15 protein-coding genes and 2 pseudogenes are annotated in these 17,709 nt (G+C 74.7%); 10 read left to right on the top strand and 7 right to left on the bottom strand.

The window, feature by feature from the left end:
* A partial coding sequence (locus GUY61_RS19090) for a sigma-70 family RNA polymerase sigma factor (RefSeq protein WP_166631409.1) occupies positions 1-630 on the bottom strand: 630 nt, incomplete at its 3' end.
* Between the two features lie 187 nt (positions 631-817).
* Between GUY61_RS19090 and GUY61_RS19085 the strand changes: the two genes are divergently transcribed.
* The 10 genes and pseudogenes from GUY61_RS19085 to GUY61_RS19045 all read left to right on the top strand — a co-directional run bounded on the left by GUY61_RS19085 (position 818) and on the right by GUY61_RS19045 (position 11,485).
* The gene (locus GUY61_RS19085) at positions 818-2,071 is read left to right on the top strand and encodes a MerR family transcriptional regulator (RefSeq protein WP_166631408.1); all 1,254 of its coding nucleotides are present in this window, start codon (positions 818-820) and stop codon (positions 2,069-2,071) included.
* A 562-nt stretch (positions 2,072-2,633) separates the two neighbouring features.
* Positions 2,634-3,564: pseudogene (locus GUY61_RS40290) on the top strand (FAD-dependent oxidoreductase); the annotation flags it as partial.
* Positions 3,565-3,867: 303 nt separating this feature from the next.
* Positions 3,868-5,460, top strand: a complete 1,593-nt coding sequence (locus GUY61_RS19080; protein ID WP_398956060.1) for a polyprenyl synthetase family protein — start codon at positions 3,868-3,870, stop codon at positions 5,458-5,460.
* Positions 5,457-7,214 (top strand): phytoene desaturase, encoded by a 1,758-nt coding sequence (locus GUY61_RS19075; protein WP_166631407.1) that lies wholly within the window; start codon positions 5,457-5,459, stop codon positions 7,212-7,214. Before GUY61_RS19080 ends, GUY61_RS19075 begins: the two co-directional genes overlap by 4 nt.
* Positions 7,211-8,212, top strand: a complete 1,002-nt coding sequence (locus GUY61_RS19070; RefSeq protein ID WP_166631406.1) for a phytoene/squalene synthase family protein — start codon at positions 7,211-7,213, stop codon at positions 8,210-8,212. Before GUY61_RS19075 ends, GUY61_RS19070 begins: the two co-directional genes overlap by 4 nt.
* Positions 8,209-9,222: a DUF5914 domain-containing protein gene (locus tag GUY61_RS19065; RefSeq protein WP_166631405.1), complete on the top strand. Its 1,014-nt coding sequence runs from the start codon at positions 8,209-8,211 to the stop codon at positions 9,220-9,222. Before GUY61_RS19070 ends, GUY61_RS19065 begins: the two co-directional genes overlap by 4 nt.
* Before the next feature lie 377 nt (positions 9,223-9,599).
* Positions 9,600-10,181 carry a DUF5994 family protein gene (locus GUY61_RS19060; RefSeq protein ID WP_166631404.1) on the top strand — a complete coding sequence of 194 codons (582 nt, stop codon included), beginning with the start codon at positions 9,600-9,602 and terminating at the stop codon, positions 10,179-10,181.
* Positions 10,182-10,300: 119 nt separating this feature from the next.
* Positions 10,301-10,561 (top strand): hypothetical protein, encoded by a 261-nt coding sequence (locus GUY61_RS19055; protein ID WP_166631403.1) that lies wholly within the window; start codon positions 10,301-10,303, stop codon positions 10,559-10,561.
* A gap of 142 nt (positions 10,562-10,703) precedes the next feature.
* A complete protein-coding gene (locus tag GUY61_RS19050) occupies positions 10,704-11,054 on the top strand; it encodes a PRC-barrel domain-containing protein (RefSeq protein ID WP_166631402.1) in 351 nt (116 codons plus the stop codon).
* A 110-nt stretch (positions 11,055-11,164) separates the two neighbouring features.
* A complete protein-coding gene (locus tag GUY61_RS19045) occupies positions 11,165-11,485 on the top strand; it encodes a DUF4240 domain-containing protein (protein WP_166631401.1) in 321 nt (106 codons plus the stop codon).
* Positions 11,486-11,523: 38 nt separating this feature from the next.
* Here GUY61_RS19045 and GUY61_RS19040 read toward each other — a convergent pair.
* The 6 genes and pseudogenes from GUY61_RS19040 to GUY61_RS19015 all read right to left on the bottom strand — a co-directional run.
* Positions 11,524-11,751 (bottom strand): annotated as a pseudogene (locus GUY61_RS19040) (MarR family transcriptional regulator); the annotation flags it as partial.
* A 154-nt stretch (positions 11,752-11,905) separates the two neighbouring features.
* Positions 11,906-12,427 (bottom strand): hypothetical protein, encoded by a 522-nt coding sequence (locus GUY61_RS19035; protein WP_166631400.1) that lies wholly within the window; start codon positions 12,425-12,427, stop codon positions 11,906-11,908.
* Positions 12,428-12,431: 4 nt separating this feature from the next.
* Positions 12,432-12,734, bottom strand: coding sequence for a DUF6191 domain-containing protein (locus tag GUY61_RS19030; RefSeq protein ID WP_166631399.1), 303 nt, complete (start codon positions 12,732-12,734; stop codon positions 12,432-12,434).
* Positions 12,735-12,958: 224 nt separating this feature from the next.
* Complete coding sequence (locus GUY61_RS19025) at positions 12,959-14,527, bottom strand: FAD-dependent oxidoreductase (protein WP_166631398.1); 1,569 nt, start codon at positions 14,525-14,527, stop codon at positions 12,959-12,961.
* Entirely contained in the window at positions 14,524-15,249 is a 726-nt protein-coding gene (locus GUY61_RS19020) for a class I SAM-dependent methyltransferase (RefSeq protein WP_166631397.1), read from the bottom strand. The genes GUY61_RS19025 and GUY61_RS19020 overlap by 4 nt, the downstream gene beginning before the upstream one ends.
* A gap of 1,037 nt (positions 15,250-16,286) precedes the next feature.
* Positions 16,287-17,114 carry an AfsR/SARP family transcriptional regulator gene (locus GUY61_RS19015; protein ID WP_166631396.1) on the bottom strand — a complete coding sequence of 276 codons (828 nt, stop codon included), beginning with the start codon at positions 17,112-17,114 and terminating at the stop codon, positions 16,287-16,289.
* Positions 17,115-17,709: the final 595 nt, after the last annotated feature.

Here is a 17,709-nt window from a genome sequence, read left to right as displayed (position 1 = left end):
GTCGGCGGTGAGGGGGCGGGGGACGGCGCGCTCCCCCTGCGACTCGAGGCGCCGTCGCAGACGGTGCAGACCGCGGCGCGCGTGACTCTTCACCGTGCCCAGCGGCAGACCCGTGCGCGCGGAGATCTGCGCCTGGGTGAGGTCCTCGTAGAACGCCAGGCGCAGGACCCGTTGCTGCTCCAGGGGGAGCCGGGCGAGCTCCTGGGTCACCAGAACCCGGTCCAGAACGGCGTCGGGGTGCGGCGTGGACGGCTGCCCGGGCGCGGTCTGCGCCGCGGCCAGCTGGATGCGCCGGGTCCTGGCGGAGAGCGCGTCGGCGATCTTGCGGCGGGTGATGCCCACCAGCCAGCCGGCCAGGGGTCCGCGGTCCGGGCGATATCCCTCGCGCCCGCGCCAGGCGGCGATGAAGACCTGCTGGGTAACGTCCTCCGCCTCCCGGAAGTCGCCGAGTGAGCGTCCGGCGAGCGTGTGCACCAGGGTGCCCCAGCGGTGGTAGGCGGCGGCGAGGCAGTCTTCCTCGCCCCTGACCAGGCCCGCCGCTATCTGCTCGTCCGCTAGGGTCTCCTCGGCGGGTGGCCACGGCGTTTCACGGACATCGGCGGCGCGGGGGGCGGAAGAGACGACGGTCATGGCTCGCTCACCTCCTGCCGGGCCGGAACCCGGCCGGTGGGCCGGGGCGGACGACCGGGTGGAGCACGGGTCCGGCCGGTCCGCCATCGCTGCCGGGGGGTGGCGCGACACCGCCAGACTGCAAACGATGCACACAGCGATTCAACTTGCATCGATTCTGCGTCGTATAGGTCGTACGATGGGTCCCATGAGCGCAGCAGCGGAAGCACGCACCGGCTCCCCGGCCCGCACTGCCCCGTCCCGTACCTCTGGCCCGTCCGGCCCGTCCGGCCCGTCCGGTACCTCAGGTCCGTCCGGCCCGTCCGACGTTGCGGACGCCGGGCTCAACACCGGCGCCGTGGCACGCCGGCTCGGTGTGTCACCGACCACCGTGCGCTCGTGGGACCGCCGCTACGGCATCGGTCCTGCCGCCAGGGAGGGCGGCCGGCACCGGCGCTGGACTCCGAAGGACATCGCGGTGCTGGAGGAGATGTGCCGGCTGACGGCAGCCGGAGTGCCGCCGGCGGAGGCCGCCCGGGCGGCCCGCTCCCAGCGGTCCGCCGGCCCGGTGCCGCCGGAGCCGCGGCCCGCACCGCCGGAGGCGCTGCCGGGGGCACCGGCCGGGCCGCCAGGGGCGTCGGCCGAGTCGGCCGGGCCCGGGACCGCCGTACAACCGGCGCCGCACGAGCCCGTACCGGCCGGGGACGCCGTACCGGTGCGCCGCAGGGGCGCCCCCGCGAACCCGCTGCCCGTGGGCAACGCGCGCAAGGAGTGCAGCGGCCTGTCCCGCGCCGCCGTCCGGCTGGACGCTCCCGCGGTCGAGGAGATGCTGGGTGACCTCCTCGACCGGTACGGACTGGTCGAGGCGTGGGAGGAAGTGGTCATGCCCACCCTGCACGCCGTCGGCCGGAAGTGGCAGTCGTCCGGGGACCGTTACGTCGAGGTGGAGCACCTGCTGTCCTGGCACGTGTCCTCCGCCCTGCGCCGCGTCCCCGCGAAGCTCCCCGCGCGGACCGACATCGCGCCCGTGCTCCTCGCCTGTACACCGGGGGAGCAGCACACCCTGCCGCTGGAGGCCCTGGCCGCAGGACTTGCCGAACTCTCCCTCCCCACCCTGATGTTCGGTGCCGCCGTGCCCGCCGAGGCACTGGACGCCGCCATCCAGCGGGTGGGGCCGTCGGCCGTGGCGCTGTGGGCCCAGTCGCGGTCCACCGCGAGCCGGGCCCTCGCCCAGCACGTGACCGGCATCGGCTGGGGGGTCAAGGGTGCCAGGACCCGCCCCTCCGTCCTCCTCGCGGGGCCCGGCTGGTCCGGCGCGCGCATCACCGGCGCCCTGCGGCCGCGCTCCCTGAGCGAGGCACTGGCGATGCTCACCCCGCCGGCCGACGCCGCCTCACCCCGGCCCGGCCGCCTAGCCCCGGCCGCCCCTGCGGTGTCCGGGGAACCCCCGCGAGGGCGGTGATGTCGTCGTCCCAGGCACGCCCGAGGCCTTCCTCATCGACCGCGGCTTCCAGGTGTTCAACACCTCGTATCCGCAGGTGAAGCGCCGACCTGGGCTCGCGGCGCTGCGACTGCGCCCCCTTCACCCCCGGTGCGCTCGTCCACGCCGGTGACGGGCGGCTGCGGTTCACCGACCGTTCCTGAAGGCTGAGCGGGAGTGAGTCCGCTCAGCCGCACGCCCCGAACGGTCTTGGGCGCACTGGTCCCCGGCGTACTCGGCCCCGGGGTGGCGACACGGATCGTGTCCGTGGTCCGAATCCCGGGAGGCCGGTTCCCTCACGACCCGGCCGGACGGAATCGGCCGGAGGCGACGGGGAGGCCCCGAACCACCACTGCGGTGGAGCGGGGGCCCCGCACTCCCCCGGCTACCGCCGGGGGTGCCCCCAGGCGCCGTACCCGGCGTCCCGGATCGCACGATTACCGGAGCCCGAACAGCCCAGCACACCGCAAGCCAGCAAGCAGACCACCACACGATCGAGCTAACCCGACCTCGTCACACTCCCCGGCCAGCAGCCATCAACACCTCGCGCAGGCCGCGCGAGGCCGCCGCCCTGTTGCCCGGCCGGCTCGCGGGCGGTCGCGACCTGCTCGCGCTCGGGATCCTCAGCGCCCGCGACGTGCTCGCCCCGGTGGGCCGCCTCAAGGCCGGTCCCGACTGCACCACACGGACCGAGCCGGCGGCTTTCGGCGTGTCGGACGAGTGCGTCGAGCGGTTCTTCCGGCCCTTCCTCTCCGGGGTCTTCCTGAAGAACGAACTGGAGACGTCGAGCCGGTTCTTCCACCTCGTATGGCGCAGCATGCCCGTGGCACGCTGTGCCTGCCCTCCGCCGGGATCGGCGCCGTCCCGGCCGAGCCGGCGGCCGGTCTGCCGCCCGGCACCGTCCGGCTCGGTGAGCCGGTCGACCGGCTCACCGAGCCGGTGCCCTGCTGGCCGACGGCCCCGAGATCGCGGCCGGGGCCGTCGTCGTGGCGACAGGTCCGACGGCGGCCGCGGAACTGCTGCCCGGGCTCACCGTGCCCGGGTACCGCACGGTTACGACGTACTACCACGCCGCGGACACCCCACCCCTGCGCGAACCCGCACTGCTCCTGGACACCCGGCGCCGGTTCCTCGACACGGTGGTGCTCGGCGAGGTCGTGCCCGGCTGTGCCCCGGCGGGCCACGCGCTGATCGCCACGTCCGTGCTCGGCGAGGACCGGCCGGGCCGCGAGCCCGGCCCCAGGACCGCGCTCGCCGAGGCCTGCGGCACGGACACCGGCGGCTGGACCGCGCTCACGTCCCGCACCGTGCGCGAGGCCCTGCCCGCCATGCCCCCGCCGCAACCGCTGAGCCGCACCACACGCTTCGCGCCCGGCCGCCGTGTGTGCGGCGACCACCGGGCCACCGGCTCGGTCCAGGGGGCGCTGGCCTCCGGGGCGCGGGCGGCGCGGGAGCTGGCCGCGGACCTTGCGCGCGGCCGGGCGTCGGCCCGTCGGCCCGTCTCCGCCCGACAGGCGGCGGGCGGGCTCTCCGCGGGCCCTCGTGGGCCGCCGAGCGGCTCTGCCCGGCGTGCGGGGCCGGTGTGGGAGGCGCGGGCCCTGTCCGGCGGCTGCCGGCACACCTGCCTGCGCGCGGCCGGGCGTCGGCCCGTCGGCCCGTCTCCGCCCGACAGGCGGCGGGCGGGCTCTCCGCGGGCCCTCGTGGGCCGCCGAGCGGCGCTTGCTGTCGTGTGGTCCGCGCCGTCGGCGGGGGAGAGGGCCCGGTGCGGGGCTCCGCGTATGACGCCGGGTGCGGAAGGAACAGCCGCTTACGGGCTACCCGCGTACCGCCGTTGGGACCACTGCATCCGCAACGGGCGTCAAACGGGAATACGTGGAGACACGTCGTCCACGGACGCGACGAGAGGATGCGCAATGCGCCCCATTGGTGCGATGGAACATGCCCCGGCCCGTTCGCGCCCGGGCCCCGCGGCGGCCGGACCGCCGGGGCCCTGCGCCGGGCTGCCGCACACCGGAGTCGACAGAGACGTGCCCGGCGCCGTGGAGGACACGCTGCGGGAGTACCTGACCCGGCGGCTCGAGGAGGCGGACGCCACGGACGGGACGTTCGGGCGCGACATCGCCGAACGGGTCGTCAGTTTCACCCTGCGGGGCGGCAAGCGGCTGCGGCCCGCCTTCGCCTGGTGGGCGTGGCGGGCCTGCGGCGGCTCCGGGCACGGGCCGCGGGCCAGGACCGCCCTGCGGCTCGCCGCCGCCCTGGAACTCCTCCAGACCGGTGCCCTGGTCCACGACGACATGATGGACGGTTCGTCACTGCGCCGCGGAGCGCCGTCCGTCCACACGGACTTCGCCGCCCGCCACGCCCAGGCAGGTCTGCGCGGCTCCGCGGCGGCGTACGGCAGGGCAGCGGCCGTACTCGCCGGAGACCTGGCGCTCGTCTGGGCGGACGACCTGGTCGCCGAGGCGGAGCTTGACCACCCCGGACCCACCGGGCCGGACCACGCGGAACCGCACCACACGGGACCGCATCACGCGGCACCGCACCACACGGGTCAGGACCGTGCGGGTCCCGGGCATGTCGCCAACGACGGCCCGGGACCCGCGGGGCAGGACGAGCCCGGCCCGGCGGGGCCCGCCGTCCTCGACGCGGCCACCCGCCGGGCGGTACGCGCACACTGGCGGGCCATGCGCACCGAGATGGTCGGCGGCCAGTACCTCGACCTGCACGCCCAGGCCGGCGCCGACGAATCACTCACCACGGCCGTCCGCGTCGCCTGCCTCAAGACCGCGCTCTACACCGTTGAGCGGCCGCTCGCGCTGGGTGCCGCGCTCGCAGGCGCCGACGACCGGACCGTGCGCGCCCTGTGCTCCGCCGGCCGCTGCGCCGGTATCGCCTTCCAGCTCCGGGACGACCTCCTCGGCGTCTTCGGCGACCCCGAACAGACCGGCAAACCCGCCGGCGACGACCTGCGGGAGGGCAAACCCACCTACCTGGTCGCCGTCGCAAGGGCCCGCGCCCGGGAGACGGGCGACCAGGACGCCCTCGACACCCTCGCCGCCGGCCTCGGTGACCCCGGCCTCACGCCCGAGGGTCTCGCCCGGCTGCGGTCCGTGCTGCTGCGGACCGGTGCCCGCGATCTCGTCGAGGCCAAGATCGGCCGGCTGCTCGACCACAGTACGCGGCACCTGGCGGGAGCCGTCCTCGAATCGGCCGCCCACCGGGAACTCGCCGCGATGTTCGCGCGGGCCGCGGGCGTACGCACTGCCCCGCCGGACGACCGGCCCGATCCGCGCCCCGGCCACAGTGCCCCGTCCCGCACCACCCGGCCGCTGCCGAAACCGGTCGCGGTCGTCGAAGGAGGCCGCCGGTGAAGACGCTCAAGGGCCCCACCGACCACGTGGTGGTGGTCGGAGCCGGCCTGTCGGGCCTCTCGGCCGCCCTGCACCTGCTGGGCGCCGGGCGGCGCGTCACCGTCGTGGAGCGCGACGGCCTGCCGGGCGGCCGGGCCGGGCTGCTCGAACGCGGCGGCTACCGCATGGACACAGGGCCGACCGTGCTGACCATGCCCGACCTCATCGACGAGGCATTCGCCGCCGTGGGCGAGTCCCTCGCCGGAAACGTCGAACTCGTCGGCCTGCACCCGGCCTACCGCGCGGAGTTCGCCGACGGGGGCAGCCTTGACGTCCACACCGGCGCGGAGGCGATGGAGGCCGAGATCAACCGCTTCGCCGGTCCCCGTGAGGCCGCCGGTTACCGGCGTCTGCGCCAGTGGCTCGAAGACCTCTACACCGCTCAGCGCTCCCGCTTCATCGACGCCAACTTCGACTCGCCGCTCCAACTGCTGCACCCGGACCTCGCCCGGCTCGCGGGTCTGCGCGGCTTCGGGCGGCTCGACGCGCAGATCGGACGCTTCCTGTCCGACGAGCGCCTGCGCCGTGTCTTCTCCTTCCAGGCGCTGTACGCCGGTGTGCCCCCGGCCCGTGCCCTCGCGGCCTACGCCGTGATCGCGTACATGGACACGGTGGCCGGGGTGTACTTCCCCCGCGGCGGCATGCACGCACTGCCCCGCGCGATGGCCGCGGCGGCCGAGCGGGCCGGAGCCGAGTTCCGCTGGAACAGCGAGGCGACGCGGCTGGAGCGTTCCCTCGGCCGCGTCACCGCGGTGCACACCGCCCGCGGTGAACGAGTCCCCTGCGACGCCGTCGTACTCACCCCCGACCTGCCCGTGGTGTACCGCCTCCTCGGGCACGCCCCGCGGCGTCCCCTCGCGCTGCGCCACTCGCCGTCGGCCGTCGTCCTGCACGCCGGGACCGACCGCACCTGGGACCGGCTGGCCCACCACACGATCTCCTTCGGCGCAGCCTGGAAGAGCACCTTCCGGGAACTGACCCGCGACGGAAGGCCGATGAGCGACCCCTCCCTGCTGATCACCCGGCCCACCACGCACGACCCGTCCCTCGCACCCCCCGGGCATCACCTGCACTACATCCTCGCGCCCTGCCCCAACACCGACATCGGGCCGGGCGCCCACGAGTGGCGCGACCTCGGCCCGCGCTACCGCGACCGGCTGCTCGCCGAACTCGAACGCCGGGGCCTGGACGGCATCGGGGCCGCCATCGAGGAGGAATGCCTGGTGACCCCGGCCGACTGGGCGGCGCAGGGCCACGCGGCGGGCACCCCGTTCTCCGCCGCCCATACCTTCGCCCAGACGGGCCCGTTCCGCCCGCGCAACCTGGTACGAGGCGTCGACAACGCGGTGCTGGCCGGCTGCGGGACCACCCCCGGTGTCGGCGTACCGACCGTGCTGATCTCCGGCAAGCTCGCGGCGGCCCGGGTGACGGGCCCGGCCGGCGGAGCCGGAGCGAGCGCACGGAAACGGATCACCCGCACCCGGACCACGCGCACCCGGACCATCCGTACCCGGGCCACCCGCACCACCCCTGCGCGGGCCGCGCAGTCCCAGGCCGACCAGTCCCAGGCCGACCAGTTCCCGGCCGACGAGTCTCCGGCCGGCGGTCCGGGGACCGCGGGCTCCCCGACCGCCGGCTCCCCGACCGCGAGCCCTTCGACGATCGCGAACCCGGGGAACGCCCACCCCGAATCCCTGAGAGGCCCGGTGTCATGACTCGGCGTGAACTCGACGCGGCGGGAATCGCCGACCAGGACCTGCGCGATGCCTACCTCGCGTGCCGGCGGCTCAACGCCCGGCACGGCAGGACCTACTTCCTCGCCACCCGCCTGCTGCCCGTCGCCCGGCGCCCCGCCGTCCACGCCCTCTACGGCTTCGCACGCTGGGCCGACGACATCGTGGACGACCGATCCGCCCCCGTGGCGCCCCGCATCCGCGCCCGCGCCCTGCGCACCCTCCAGGACCGGCTGGAGGCGGGGCTGCGCGACGGCGGCGGCGAGGAGCCGGTGGTCCGCGCACTCGCGCACACCGCCGCCGTGTACGGCATCGAGCACCGGCTGTTCCAGGACTTCATGGACTCCATGCGCAGCGACCTGCACGTCACCGACTACGCCACCTACGGCGACCTGATGGCGTACATGCACGGTTCCGCGGCCGTGATCGGCCTTCAGATGCTGCCGGTGCTCGGCACCGTCGTGCCCCGCGAGGAGGCGGCCCCGCACGCGGCCGCGCTAGGAGTGGCATTCCAGCTGACCAACTTCCTGCGGGACGTGGGCGAGGACCTCGACCGCGGCCGTGTCTACCTCCCGGCCGACCTGCTCGCCGCGCACGGCGTCGACCGCGAACTGCTCCAGTGGAGCCACGACACCGGCAACCGCGACCCGCGGATCCGCGCGGCCCTCTCCGCCGCCGCCGACCTGACGCGAGGCGTCTACCGGGAGGCCGCCGCCGGCCTGGACATGCTCGACCCCGTCTCCCGGCCGTGCGTGCGCACCGCGTTCGTCCTCTACGGAGGGATCCTCGACGCCATCGAGGCCGACGGATACGCCGTACTGCACCACAGGGCCGTCGTGCCGCGCCGCCGCAGGGCGGCGGTCGCCCTGGACGGCCTGGGCCGCGTGGCCGGGGCCCGGCTGCGCGCCCGGTCGGAACCCCGCGGTGCCCGCCCCTCGCCGGGCACGGCACACCTCACTGCGAAGGAGAGCGTGGCATGACCGGCCGCCCCCGGCGGCGGGGCTGGACGTCCCCGCTGCGACTGCGCCGCCCCGAACGCTGGGAGGACCAGCGGCCCACCTGGCGCGAGGCGCGGCCCGCCGTCATCGCCGAGGCACTCAAACGCGCCGCCGCACGGCCCTCCGGCAACTGGTACGTGCTCGGCGCGAGCCGCGAGGTGCGCGGCGGGCACCCCCTGGGCCGCACCGTCGCCGGCACCGAGGTCATCGCCTGGCGCGACGCCGGAGGACGGCTGCGCGCGGGCCCCGGCGTCTGCCCGCACCTCGGAGCCCCGCTGAAGGACAGCCCCGTCCGCTGCGGGAAGGTGATCTGCCACTGGCACGGTCTGGCCCTGGACGGCGGGCCCTTCGCGGGCTGGGAGCCCTTCCCCGCTTACGACGACGGGGTGCTGGTGTGGGTGAGGCTCGACACGGTGGGCGGTGAGGAACCGCTGGACCGGCCGGTCGTCCCCGCACGCCCCGCCCTCACCGGCGCGGTCGCCGCCGTCTATACGGGGATCGGCGTATGCGAGCCCGAGGACGTCGTCGCCAACCGCCTCGACCCCTGGCACGGCGCCTGGTTCCACCCGTACTCCTTCGTGGACCTGCGGGTCGTGCGGGCACCGGGAGCCGGAGCGGAGGCGGCGGACGACGGGTTCGCCGTCGACGTCTCGTTCAAGGTCGCGGGCCGCGCCGTCGTCCCGGTCCGTGCCGTGTTCACGGCGCCCGAGCCACGTACCGTCGTCATGCACATCACCCAGGGCGAGGGCACCGGCTCCGTCGTGGAGACCCATGCCACGCCCCTGGCCCCCGACGCCTCCGGCGCCCCCCGGACCGCCGTCGTCGAGGCCGTCGTGGCCACCTCCGACCGCCCCGGCTTCGCCCTCGCCCGTGCGTCGGCCCCCGTGCTGCGCCCGCTGATGCGTGCGGCGGCGGGCCGGCTGTGGCGCGACGACCTGGCGTACGCCGAACGGCGCCGGCACCTGCGCAGCACCGGCAGGTTCCCCAGCTGACCGCCGTGAAGGCCGCCCCGGTGCGCCGCCGGGTACCTGACCCGGGTCCGGCGGCGTCAGGCGTCCGCGCCCGGCCGCCCCGGTGCCCGCCGCGGGCGACTCGGGACGGGTTCCGGCCCTGGCGGGAGTGAGCGGTCTCCAGCCTCACGGTGACCTGTCGTCACCGCCGCCGCGCCGGCTCCCAGGCGCCTTCACCGTGCACGGCACACGGCGTCGCGACAACGCAGAATGGCTGATCGCACGTCGGTTGCGGCAATGGAGCGGAGTAGAGTGCAAGTACCGGGAGCACTTCGCACACCCGCCTCCACGCCGGTGTCGTTTCTGGTGATCACCAAATGCCGGGCCGTCGCTGACGAGCCCGGGGGCAGGTCCACACCATGACCTTGACCAGCATCGACAGTACGACGCCCCGCGAGGGCGATCCCGCACCGCCGGCCCGCCTGTCCCTGACGCCGGCGAACGGGGTCCCCGGCCGGCTGGACGGTGCGTGGTGGCCCCGCTCCCGTGACCTCACCCGTGAACTTCCGGCACTGACGGACGCTCTGGACGGTCTCTGGGGACGCATCACCCGCGTCACGGTGAACCCGGCACACTGGCCGGTCATCCCGCGCAAGGTCCCCGTCACCGGGCACACCGTGCACGTCGGCTGGTTCGCGGACGAACAGGACCCGCACAAACTGATACTCCTCGGCTACACCGCCGGCCGCTGGGACCTGCTGGTGATTCCGCCGGAAACCGGTCCGGCGTCGGCCGGACGGCTGATGTCCGCCGCGGCCACCGAGGGCAACCTGAGCACCGCGAGCGCGCTGATGGCCGACGAGGAGGCGACGAGGGCGGTTGCCGATGCCCAGACCCGGGAGGACGCGGGGGAGCGCGAGGGCGGCGGCACCCCGACATCGCAACCGATGCTCCGGCTGCTGAAACCCGTGGCCGTCCGGGCGCCCGACCGGCGGAGGTAAGGACGGCCGTGGCCACCGGGCCGGAAACCACGAGTGCCCCGGCCGTGCCCCGCGGAAGACAGCCGACGGTGACGCCGACGCGCCGGCAGCGCGCCCGGCCCGAAGGGAACGACGACGCAATGACAGACCAGGAACGCATGCCGGCCGAAGGACACGCCGAGGTCCGCATCGTCGCGCGGAACCCCGAGACCGCCCGGCGTGTCGCGGAGGTCCTCCGCCGGTCCTTCGCCGCCACCGAGCAGCGCAGCTATCCGGCGGGCGAAGACGGAACGCTGCTGCAGCTCACCGTGGACACCACGCACGCCGCCGGGCACGTGCGGACGTGGCTCTCCAGCAGCAGGTACCCCGACGACGACCGTCCGTATGCGGACGACGCCTGACACGGCGGGCGCCGCCCCCCCAACGCTGCCGCGTGGCAATCGTCGGCTTACGGGGGGACGCTGGACCTGCAAGGAGTGCCCAGGGCTCATGTCCTGGCCCCGGACGGTCCACAGGACAGGACCAGAACAGGAAGCGGATCGTATGATTCAGCCAGCGGACATTCGTGAGTGGCGGGACCACAACGTCGTCGACTCCAAGGGGCACAAGATCGGCGCGCTGGAAGCGGTCTATGTGGACACCGCCACCGACGAACCGGCCATGGCCACCGTGAAGACCGGACTGCCCACCCGCCAGCGTCTGGTGTTCGTGCCGGTCGACGATGCGGTCGTCGGCCCGGACTATCTCAAGGTCCCCTACGAGAAGGGGACCGTGAGGAAGGCGCCGTCGATCAGCATGGACGGCGTACTGCCTGTCGAGTACGAACAGACGATCTTCCAGTACTACGGCATGGCTCGTCCCGGCGGCGGAGGAAGGCACCTCGCCCGCCGCTGAGCGTCCGTGCTCCGGGGACGATTCGCGGCGACCGGCCGCCACGACGAGCCCGCCACCCGGCTGGTCACCGAACCGGCGTGGTGTCAGCACCGGGTGGCAGCTCTGCCGCCATGAACAAGCAGCGGTTCTGGCGGCTCATCGAGGCGGCCCGCAACCGGGCGTCCGACCCGAACGACGGAGAAGCGGTCGCCCGCCGGGCGACCTCGCTGCTGGCCACCCACCCGGCCGGGGAGATCGTCGCCGCTCAGCAGGTGTTGTGGGATCTGATGGCCGGCTCCTACACGAATCCTCTGTGGGCCTGTCCAAGTCATGGATCTACCTTGCGCCCCAGCCGGGAGGGTTCAAGCAGGCTGTGGCAGCGCGCCAAGCCGTCGTTTGTGATTGCTGAGCGTATAGAACTTCATGATCAAGTGGGCCCGTTGCCGTTGTGATGCCCCTGCGACCTCCCGGCGCCTGTTGCCGGTCGGTCTCAGTGGTGCCAGGCACGCACGCCCGTGTTGTGGATGAATCGCTGCAGCACTTTGAGGGTGGTCAGGTACTCCTCGTCGGAGATGCCCGAGTGCCGTTCCGCCCGCAACTCGTCCTGGAGGGCCGCGGCCTTGGCGTAGAACGCCCTGCCCGCGGCCGTGATGGTCAGGCGCCCCTCGGAATCCTCGGTGATCGAGCCTTGAGCGATGGTCGTGTCGATCTCCCGCTCACGCCGACCACACCACCCGCGCACTCCCCAACACCCCCAGCACACGCACGGCGAGGACGGGACACGGCTCGACTGGTACATCCGGGACCTGCGCGCCGGCCGGCGGTGACGGTCTCGATGACCTGGGACAGCCGTGCGGGGCGGTCCGCCTGCATCAAGGGTCAGGGACCGGACCGATGGACAGGGCTCCGGCGGAGGCTGACGATCGCTCTTCCCACGCGACGACAACCCGGACCGGGAGATCCGTGTCCTCCTGGACGACACCAGTGACCAGCAGTCGGTCGTCCAGAATCCACTTCCTGCACGGGATGAACTCGTCCGCGTCGTCAGGTGTGCCCTCGGCCTCGATCAGGTGGGCAGCGAGCGCGGACGACTCGATCTCCGGGAGGAAGCCGGTCAGGGCTCGCTCGCCCTCCCCGTAGACCGCCTCCAGGTCCTCGAAGCAGCCCGTCTCCTCGTCCACGTCCCGCAGCCAGACGGTGAACTCGACCCGGACGCCGCCTCGGTACGGGTGGATCCAGCCTCTGACGTCATCCTTGGCCCAGGATGTTTCGAAGCCGTTCCTCGGCCGACCCCCGGCTTCCCAGCCCTGCGCCGCGAACTCCGCCGCAACGCCCTCACCGGTCAGCGGAACAAGCCTTCGGACGCTTTCCAGTATCTCCGCCACCGCGGCCATGGATCTACTGGCCGGCCTGTGGCATACGTACGACCGCGATCCCCGCTTCCAGGTCCACCCTTGTCCGGTTGGGCGGCGCGCCGTCTTCCTCGTCGTCCCGCATCACCAGTGCCGACTGCCGCTCCTTGAGCTCGTTCTCCTTCCCGGGCGAAAAGCTCGCATGGAGCTGCTCGAACCCGGTCGCCGATATCTGGCCCTGCCGGACGCTGTTCCGCCATGGCAGCAGTCCGGCCCGCCCGGCACGGAGAAGCAGCTGATCTGCGAAGGCCACGACGGTCAGCAGAATGACCAGACCGGGCAAGGTCATGAGGACGACGAATGCCGTGCGCCCAGTATTCCGGACCGGGGGGTGATCCGGGACGGGGGATCCAAGTCCAGTCCGGTCCCGCTTGCCGTGGGTGACGAACGGCGGCCCGCGCGTGCGGCCTTGACCGGCGGGGAGGAACGAGCGGGCGCTCCTGGCCCTCACCGGGCCCGGCACCCGACTCGCGCAGGCCGGCGTCGGGACGGCCTTCCCGCGTTCCGGGGGTGTCAGTACGCGCCCAGCCTCGCCAGTGCCCGCAACGGTGCGGACCGTCCGCGGTCAGGGACGGTCCACAGGGTCTGGCCGCGTACCCCCCAGCACTCCAGCAGGGCGTTCGCCGCCTGGAAGCCCGTCGTGGCGGCCCGTTCCATCAGGGCGACCGGCAGGTCGGTGCGCACCAGGTCCCCGGCGAGGGTCACGGCGGGGTGCGGGGTGCGCACGGCGGGCCGGTCCCTGAAACCGCCGACCGGGAACATCGGGCAGTCGGCGTGCCACTCGTGGCGTACGTCGACCGGGCGGGCTTCCCGGGTCTCCGGGTAGACGCGGCGCAACTCCTCCGCGAGCCGCTCCTGTTCCGCGCCGCGGTCCGCGCCGGGGCCGACGGCATAGGCGTGCAGCTCGATGACGGAACCGCCGGTGCGTGCCGCCCAGCGTGCCGCCTCACCCTCCCAGCGCTCCAGCACGCTGACGTTGTCCAGCGGACCGAAACCGCTGGTGCCGAGGAACCCGGGGCGGCCGGGCGCGACCGGACGGTCGAGCCAGAGGCGTGACACCAGGAACGGGGGAGTGGTGCGCAGGCCCTCGATGCGGGCACGCCAGGCCTCGTCACCGAGTCCGGGCGAGGCCGCGACCACCCGGCGCAGCCCCGCCGTGTCGAGCGCCAGCACCGCGGCGTCGTAGGGCTCGGACCTGCCGCCGGCCGTGATCTCCACACCGCCGTCCACGGCGGGGTCCACGCCCTCGACCGGGGTACCGCAGCGGATCTCCACCCCGTGCTGCCGCAAATAACGGGCCAACGGCTCCCACAACGCCTGCGGGTAGGGCTCGTCGGGCACGTCGAAGAGCAGGCCCTCGCTGGAGCCGAGAAAGTAGATGTGGAACATCAGCACCAGCTCGGCCGCCGAGAGCTCGCCGGGGTCGGCGAAGAAACTCCGGGAGAACACCTCGAAGGCCAGGTGCTGGGCGGCCGAGGGGAAGTTGATGGCGGCCAGGAAGTCCCGCGCGCTGGTCGAGTCCAGGCGCTCGTACACCTCCGGCACCCGAACGTCCAGCAGGGGCAGCGCCGCCACCGGGTTCATCCGTGCCAGGTCGGCCCAGCCGAAGGAAGGGCTGAGGGCGACGAAGCCGAGCGCGCTCCACGGCGGGGTGCGGGGCACGTGCGCGAAGCTGTCACGCAGTCCGCCGCCGTGCTGGAGCGGGTAGTCGGGCAGCGGGGTGAGCATGGACAGGGACGGGTCCGCACGCCGCAGCAGCCCCCGCAGGTTGTAGTACTGGCGGAAGAAGGCGTGGAAGCCGCGGCTCATGGTGGCCTCGGAGCCGTCGGCCAGCCGTACCGGCCACCCGGCGAGGCGTCCGCCCAGCGCGGCCCCGCGCTCGTAGAGGGTGACCCGGACGCCGCGCTCGGCGAGCGCCGTCGCCGCGGCCAGGCCGGCGATCCCGCCGCCGGCCACCGCCGCGCGGCGCGGCACGCCCGTGATCCGGTCGGTGCCGGGCGGCGCGGGCAGGATTCTCGCCCGCCGGTCCCTGCCTCTGCGCGGCGCCGTGCCGCTTCCGTTCACGGGGCGGGCGGGGGTCATGCGGCGCCTCCCGCCGCCGTGGCGCGGCCGACGACGGTGTGCACGATGCCGGTCTGCCAGCCCGGCATCGGTGCGACGCGCACCCGGTCGAAGCCGGCCCGGCGGACACGGGCGGCGAACTCGCCCGCGGTGTCGAAGCCGACGACGCTGCGCCAGAGGTGGCGGTAGAGCTCCCGGTCGCCGGTGAGGGTGCCGGCGGGTACGACGACGGCCCGGCACACCGCGGTCCACACCAGCCGGTCGAACGGTCGGCCGCTCAGGGTGTACTCGTGCACGGCGAGCCTGCCGCCGGGTGTCAGCAGGGCGCGTACGGCGGTGAGTACGGCGTCGGGGTCGGTGACGTTGCGGAACAGGTAGGCGGCGAAGGCGGCGTCGAAAGGGCCGCTCACCCCGGCTTCGGCGAGGCGTTCGGCCGGCGCGTGCACGAACCGTACGCCGGGTGGCCAGCGTTTGGCCGCGGCCCGCTCCAGCATGCCCGCCGAGGAGTCGACGGCCGTGATCTCGGCCAGCGGGGCCGCACGCAGCAGGGCCGCGGTCGAGGCGCCGGTGCCGCAGCCGAGGTCGAGCAGTCGCAGGCCGGCGCCGCGCGCGGGCAGGCCCAGCCGGCGGGCGGAGCGCCGGAGGTGGGAGTGGTAGCCGGGGTTCGCGGCGACCAGGTGGTCATAGCTGCGGGCCGCGTGGTCGAAGGCCGTGGCCAGTTCCTCGTCGTGCAGCAGTGTCATGTGCGGTTCCTCTTACGGGACTCACGGGACTCACGGGGTTCGCGGGGTTCGCGGGGCTCAGTCGGTTCGGTCGGTTCGGTCGGTTCGGTCGGCGTGCAGGGTCCGGCCGGTCGGGTCGGTGTGCCGCGTCCGGCCGGTGCTCGGGGGCGGCCGGGGAGTTCACGGGCATCGGGCGGCCGGGCGGAATCGGCGGAGGCCGCCGGGTCCCCGGGTTCGGCGGGGCCGGTGCGGTCGGCGGGATCGTTGGCACCGGTCGGGAGCCCAGGAGCGGCCCGGCGCCCGGCCCCGGGCCGCGCGTCCCCGCCGTGGCCCCGGCACGGCCGCGGCCGTGCCGGTGTCCCCCCGGCGCCGGGGACTCCGGTTCGGCCAGGACCCGGCGGCCGGCAGCACTGTCCCGGGATTGCCGCCGGCTCTCCGGGCGATGTCCGGCGGCGGGTGCGCGGTCCGATCCGCCCCTGACCGTTCGGACGGAGGACTCCCGGGGCGCTGGGGGCCCGCCGGGCGGCGGGCCGGGCTGCTCGCACCGATGCCGCCCCGCGCGCGGCACGCCCCCGGAGGCGCGGGCCCGGCCCCGGGGCCAGAGCGGGCCGCGCGCGGAGGTGCGCGCGGTGGGCACCGTGCGGGCAGGCGTCCGATGCCCAGCCGCCGGCAGCCAGTGCCTTGCCGCGTGCCCCGCGCAAACGCCCCTGCCGCCGGGCGCCGCTGTGACGGCGGCCGGGGCGGACGGCGGCGGGCCACGCGGCGGCCGTGGACGCCGCAGCAGGCGTACGCGGCGGCCTCTTTCCCGCACGCCGTTCCTCGTTCTTCGGAGGGGAGGAAGAGCGCGTGTCCCTTCGGGAAGCAGGACCGGGGTGCGCCGCGGGGCGGGCACCGGCCGTTTCCGCGCCCCGGGCCGGGTGCCGGGACGCGGACCAGCCGAGCGGGCCACGGGAGCGGGCCACGGGAGCGGGCCATGGACGCGGCCCCTGTCCCGGGGCCGTGCTCTCCGGCCGACAGGGGCCGCGGGACCGGGCAGGTCCGTGCGGGCGGGGCGGGGGTCACCCCGCCCGGGCCACCGTCCGGCCCGCGGCCTGCGGGCCGGACGTCCCCAGGGTCTCGGGCTGGGCCACCAGGATGGAGCGCTGCAGCCGGCTGAGTGCGGGCGACGGCTCCAGCCCCAGCTCCCGTACGAGGGTGGCGCGCAGCCGCTGGTACACGCTCAGGGCCTCGCCGCGCCGGCCGGAGCGGTGCAGCGCCAGCATGAACTGGCCGTGCAGGCTCTCGTGCAGCCGGTGCCGGTTGACGAGCACGGTCAGCTCGGAGAGCAGTTCGCGGTGGCGGCCGAGCCGCAGGTCGGCATCGATGCGCTGGTCCAGCGCGCACAGCCGGGACTCCTCCAGCCGGCTGACCTCCAGCTCGGTCCGGCTGCCGGCCTGGACGTCGGCGAGGGCGGGGCCGGTCCACAGCGCCAGGGCGTCCCGCAGCCGGCGGGCGGTGCCGGAGAAGTCCTCGGCGTCCATGGCCCGGTAGCCCGCGCCGGCCCGCCGCTCGAATTCACGGAAGTCGATGAAGCCGCCGCGGGTGTCCAGGCGGTAGCCGCCGGGGAGGGTGACCAGGACGTCCTTGGCGGTGACGTGCTCCTCACCGGCCTCGGCCAGCGCCTTGGCGATGAGTTCCCTCAGCTGCAGGACGTAGGTCTGCAAAGTGGTGCGGGCACTGCGCGGCGGCTCGTCGTCCCACAGCTCCTCGATCAGCGAGGAGACCTGGACCACCTGATCGGCGTGGAGAGCGAGCAGGGCGAGCACCTGCCGCGGTTTCGGCGCCGTCGGCGTGACCGAGATGCCGTGCTCACGTACCGACAGCGCACCCAGAACTTCGATGTCCACGGCCTTGTCCCCCATTGTTCGGTTGCGTGCGGATCACTGCGTGCAAGGACTGCCGCTTCCGCGCCGGAGGCGTGCCGCGGCTTCTGACTCGAAGACGATTAAAAAAACAGCATAGTCGGTTTGTCAATCCCGCGGCAGATACTGCCGACCGCACGCACCGAAGAACACACGGACGGCCGCCGCGAAACCCCCGGCGCCGGCGCGGGGCCGCACAGCGCGGGCCGGCGCCGTGCCGCCGCAGGCAGGGCCGCACGGGACGGCGCGGGCGGCACGGCCCCTGCCGGGGGCCGGGCTCCGGCACGCGGCCGCGCGCGGGCGGCACCTGGCGCCGGCTTGCGGCGGGCAGCCGCCGCGCCCCGGCACGACCGCGCCGCCCGAAGCGGGCGGCCCGCTCGCGGTCCGCTCCGTCGCACGGAGCGCGCAGACCGCCCCCCACCTGCCCAGACAGTGTCCGGGGAGCCCGGGTCGCACCTCCCGGCCGCACCCCCCGGCCGAAAGCCCGGCCGGGAGGTGCGGCGCACGGGCTCACGCCCGGGCCGGCAGCGCCGGACGGACCCCCGGAAGGCCCCGTACGCTTCTCTTTGAGGACGCGTAC

The sequence above is a fragment of the Streptomyces sp. GC420 genome (assembly GCF_009916105.1).
In the GTDB taxonomy this organism is placed as follows: Bacteria; Actinomycetota; Actinomycetes; order Streptomycetales; family Streptomycetaceae; genus Streptomyces.
Note: the sequence above shows the minus strand (reverse complement) of the source record. Positions and strands in the feature narration are given on the sequence as shown.

Excerpts from the sequence above, each read along its gene's own strand:
- GUY61_RS19085 (WP_166631408.1), top strand. The coding sequence starts at position 818 with ATGAGCGCAGCAGCGGAAGCACGCACCGGCTCCCCGGCCCGCACTGCC.
- GUY61_RS19080 (WP_398956060.1), top strand. The coding sequence starts at position 3,868 with ATGACGCCGGGTGCGGAAGGAACAGCCGCTTACGGGCTACCCGCGTAC.
- GUY61_RS19070 (WP_166631406.1), top strand. The coding sequence starts at position 7,211 with ATGACTCGGCGTGAACTCGACGCGGCGGGAATCGCCGACCAGGACCTG.
- GUY61_RS19065 (WP_166631405.1), top strand. The coding sequence starts at position 8,209 with ATGACCGGCCGCCCCCGGCGGCGGGGCTGGACGTCCCCGCTGCGACTG.
- GUY61_RS19060 (WP_166631404.1), top strand. The coding sequence starts at position 9,600 with ATGACCTTGACCAGCATCGACAGTACGACGCCCCGCGAGGGCGATCCC.
- GUY61_RS19055 (WP_166631403.1), top strand. The coding sequence starts at position 10,301 with ATGACAGACCAGGAACGCATGCCGGCCGAAGGACACGCCGAGGTCCGC.
- GUY61_RS19050 (WP_166631402.1), top strand. The coding sequence starts at position 10,704 with ATGATTCAGCCAGCGGACATTCGTGAGTGGCGGGACCACAACGTCGTC.
- GUY61_RS19045 (WP_166631401.1), top strand. The coding sequence starts at position 11,165 with ATGAACAAGCAGCGGTTCTGGCGGCTCATCGAGGCGGCCCGCAACCGG.
- GUY61_RS19035 (WP_166631400.1), bottom strand. The coding sequence starts at position 12,427 with ATGGCCGCGGTGGCGGAGATACTGGAAAGCGTCCGAAGGCTTGTTCCG.
- GUY61_RS19030 (WP_166631399.1), bottom strand. The coding sequence starts at position 12,734 with ATGACCTTGCCCGGTCTGGTCATTCTGCTGACCGTCGTGGCCTTCGCA.
- GUY61_RS19025 (WP_166631398.1), bottom strand. The coding sequence starts at position 14,527 with ATGACCCCCGCCCGCCCCGTGAACGGAAGCGGCACGGCGCCGCGCAGA.
- GUY61_RS19020 (WP_166631397.1), bottom strand. The coding sequence starts at position 15,249 with ATGACACTGCTGCACGACGAGGAACTGGCCACGGCCTTCGACCACGCG.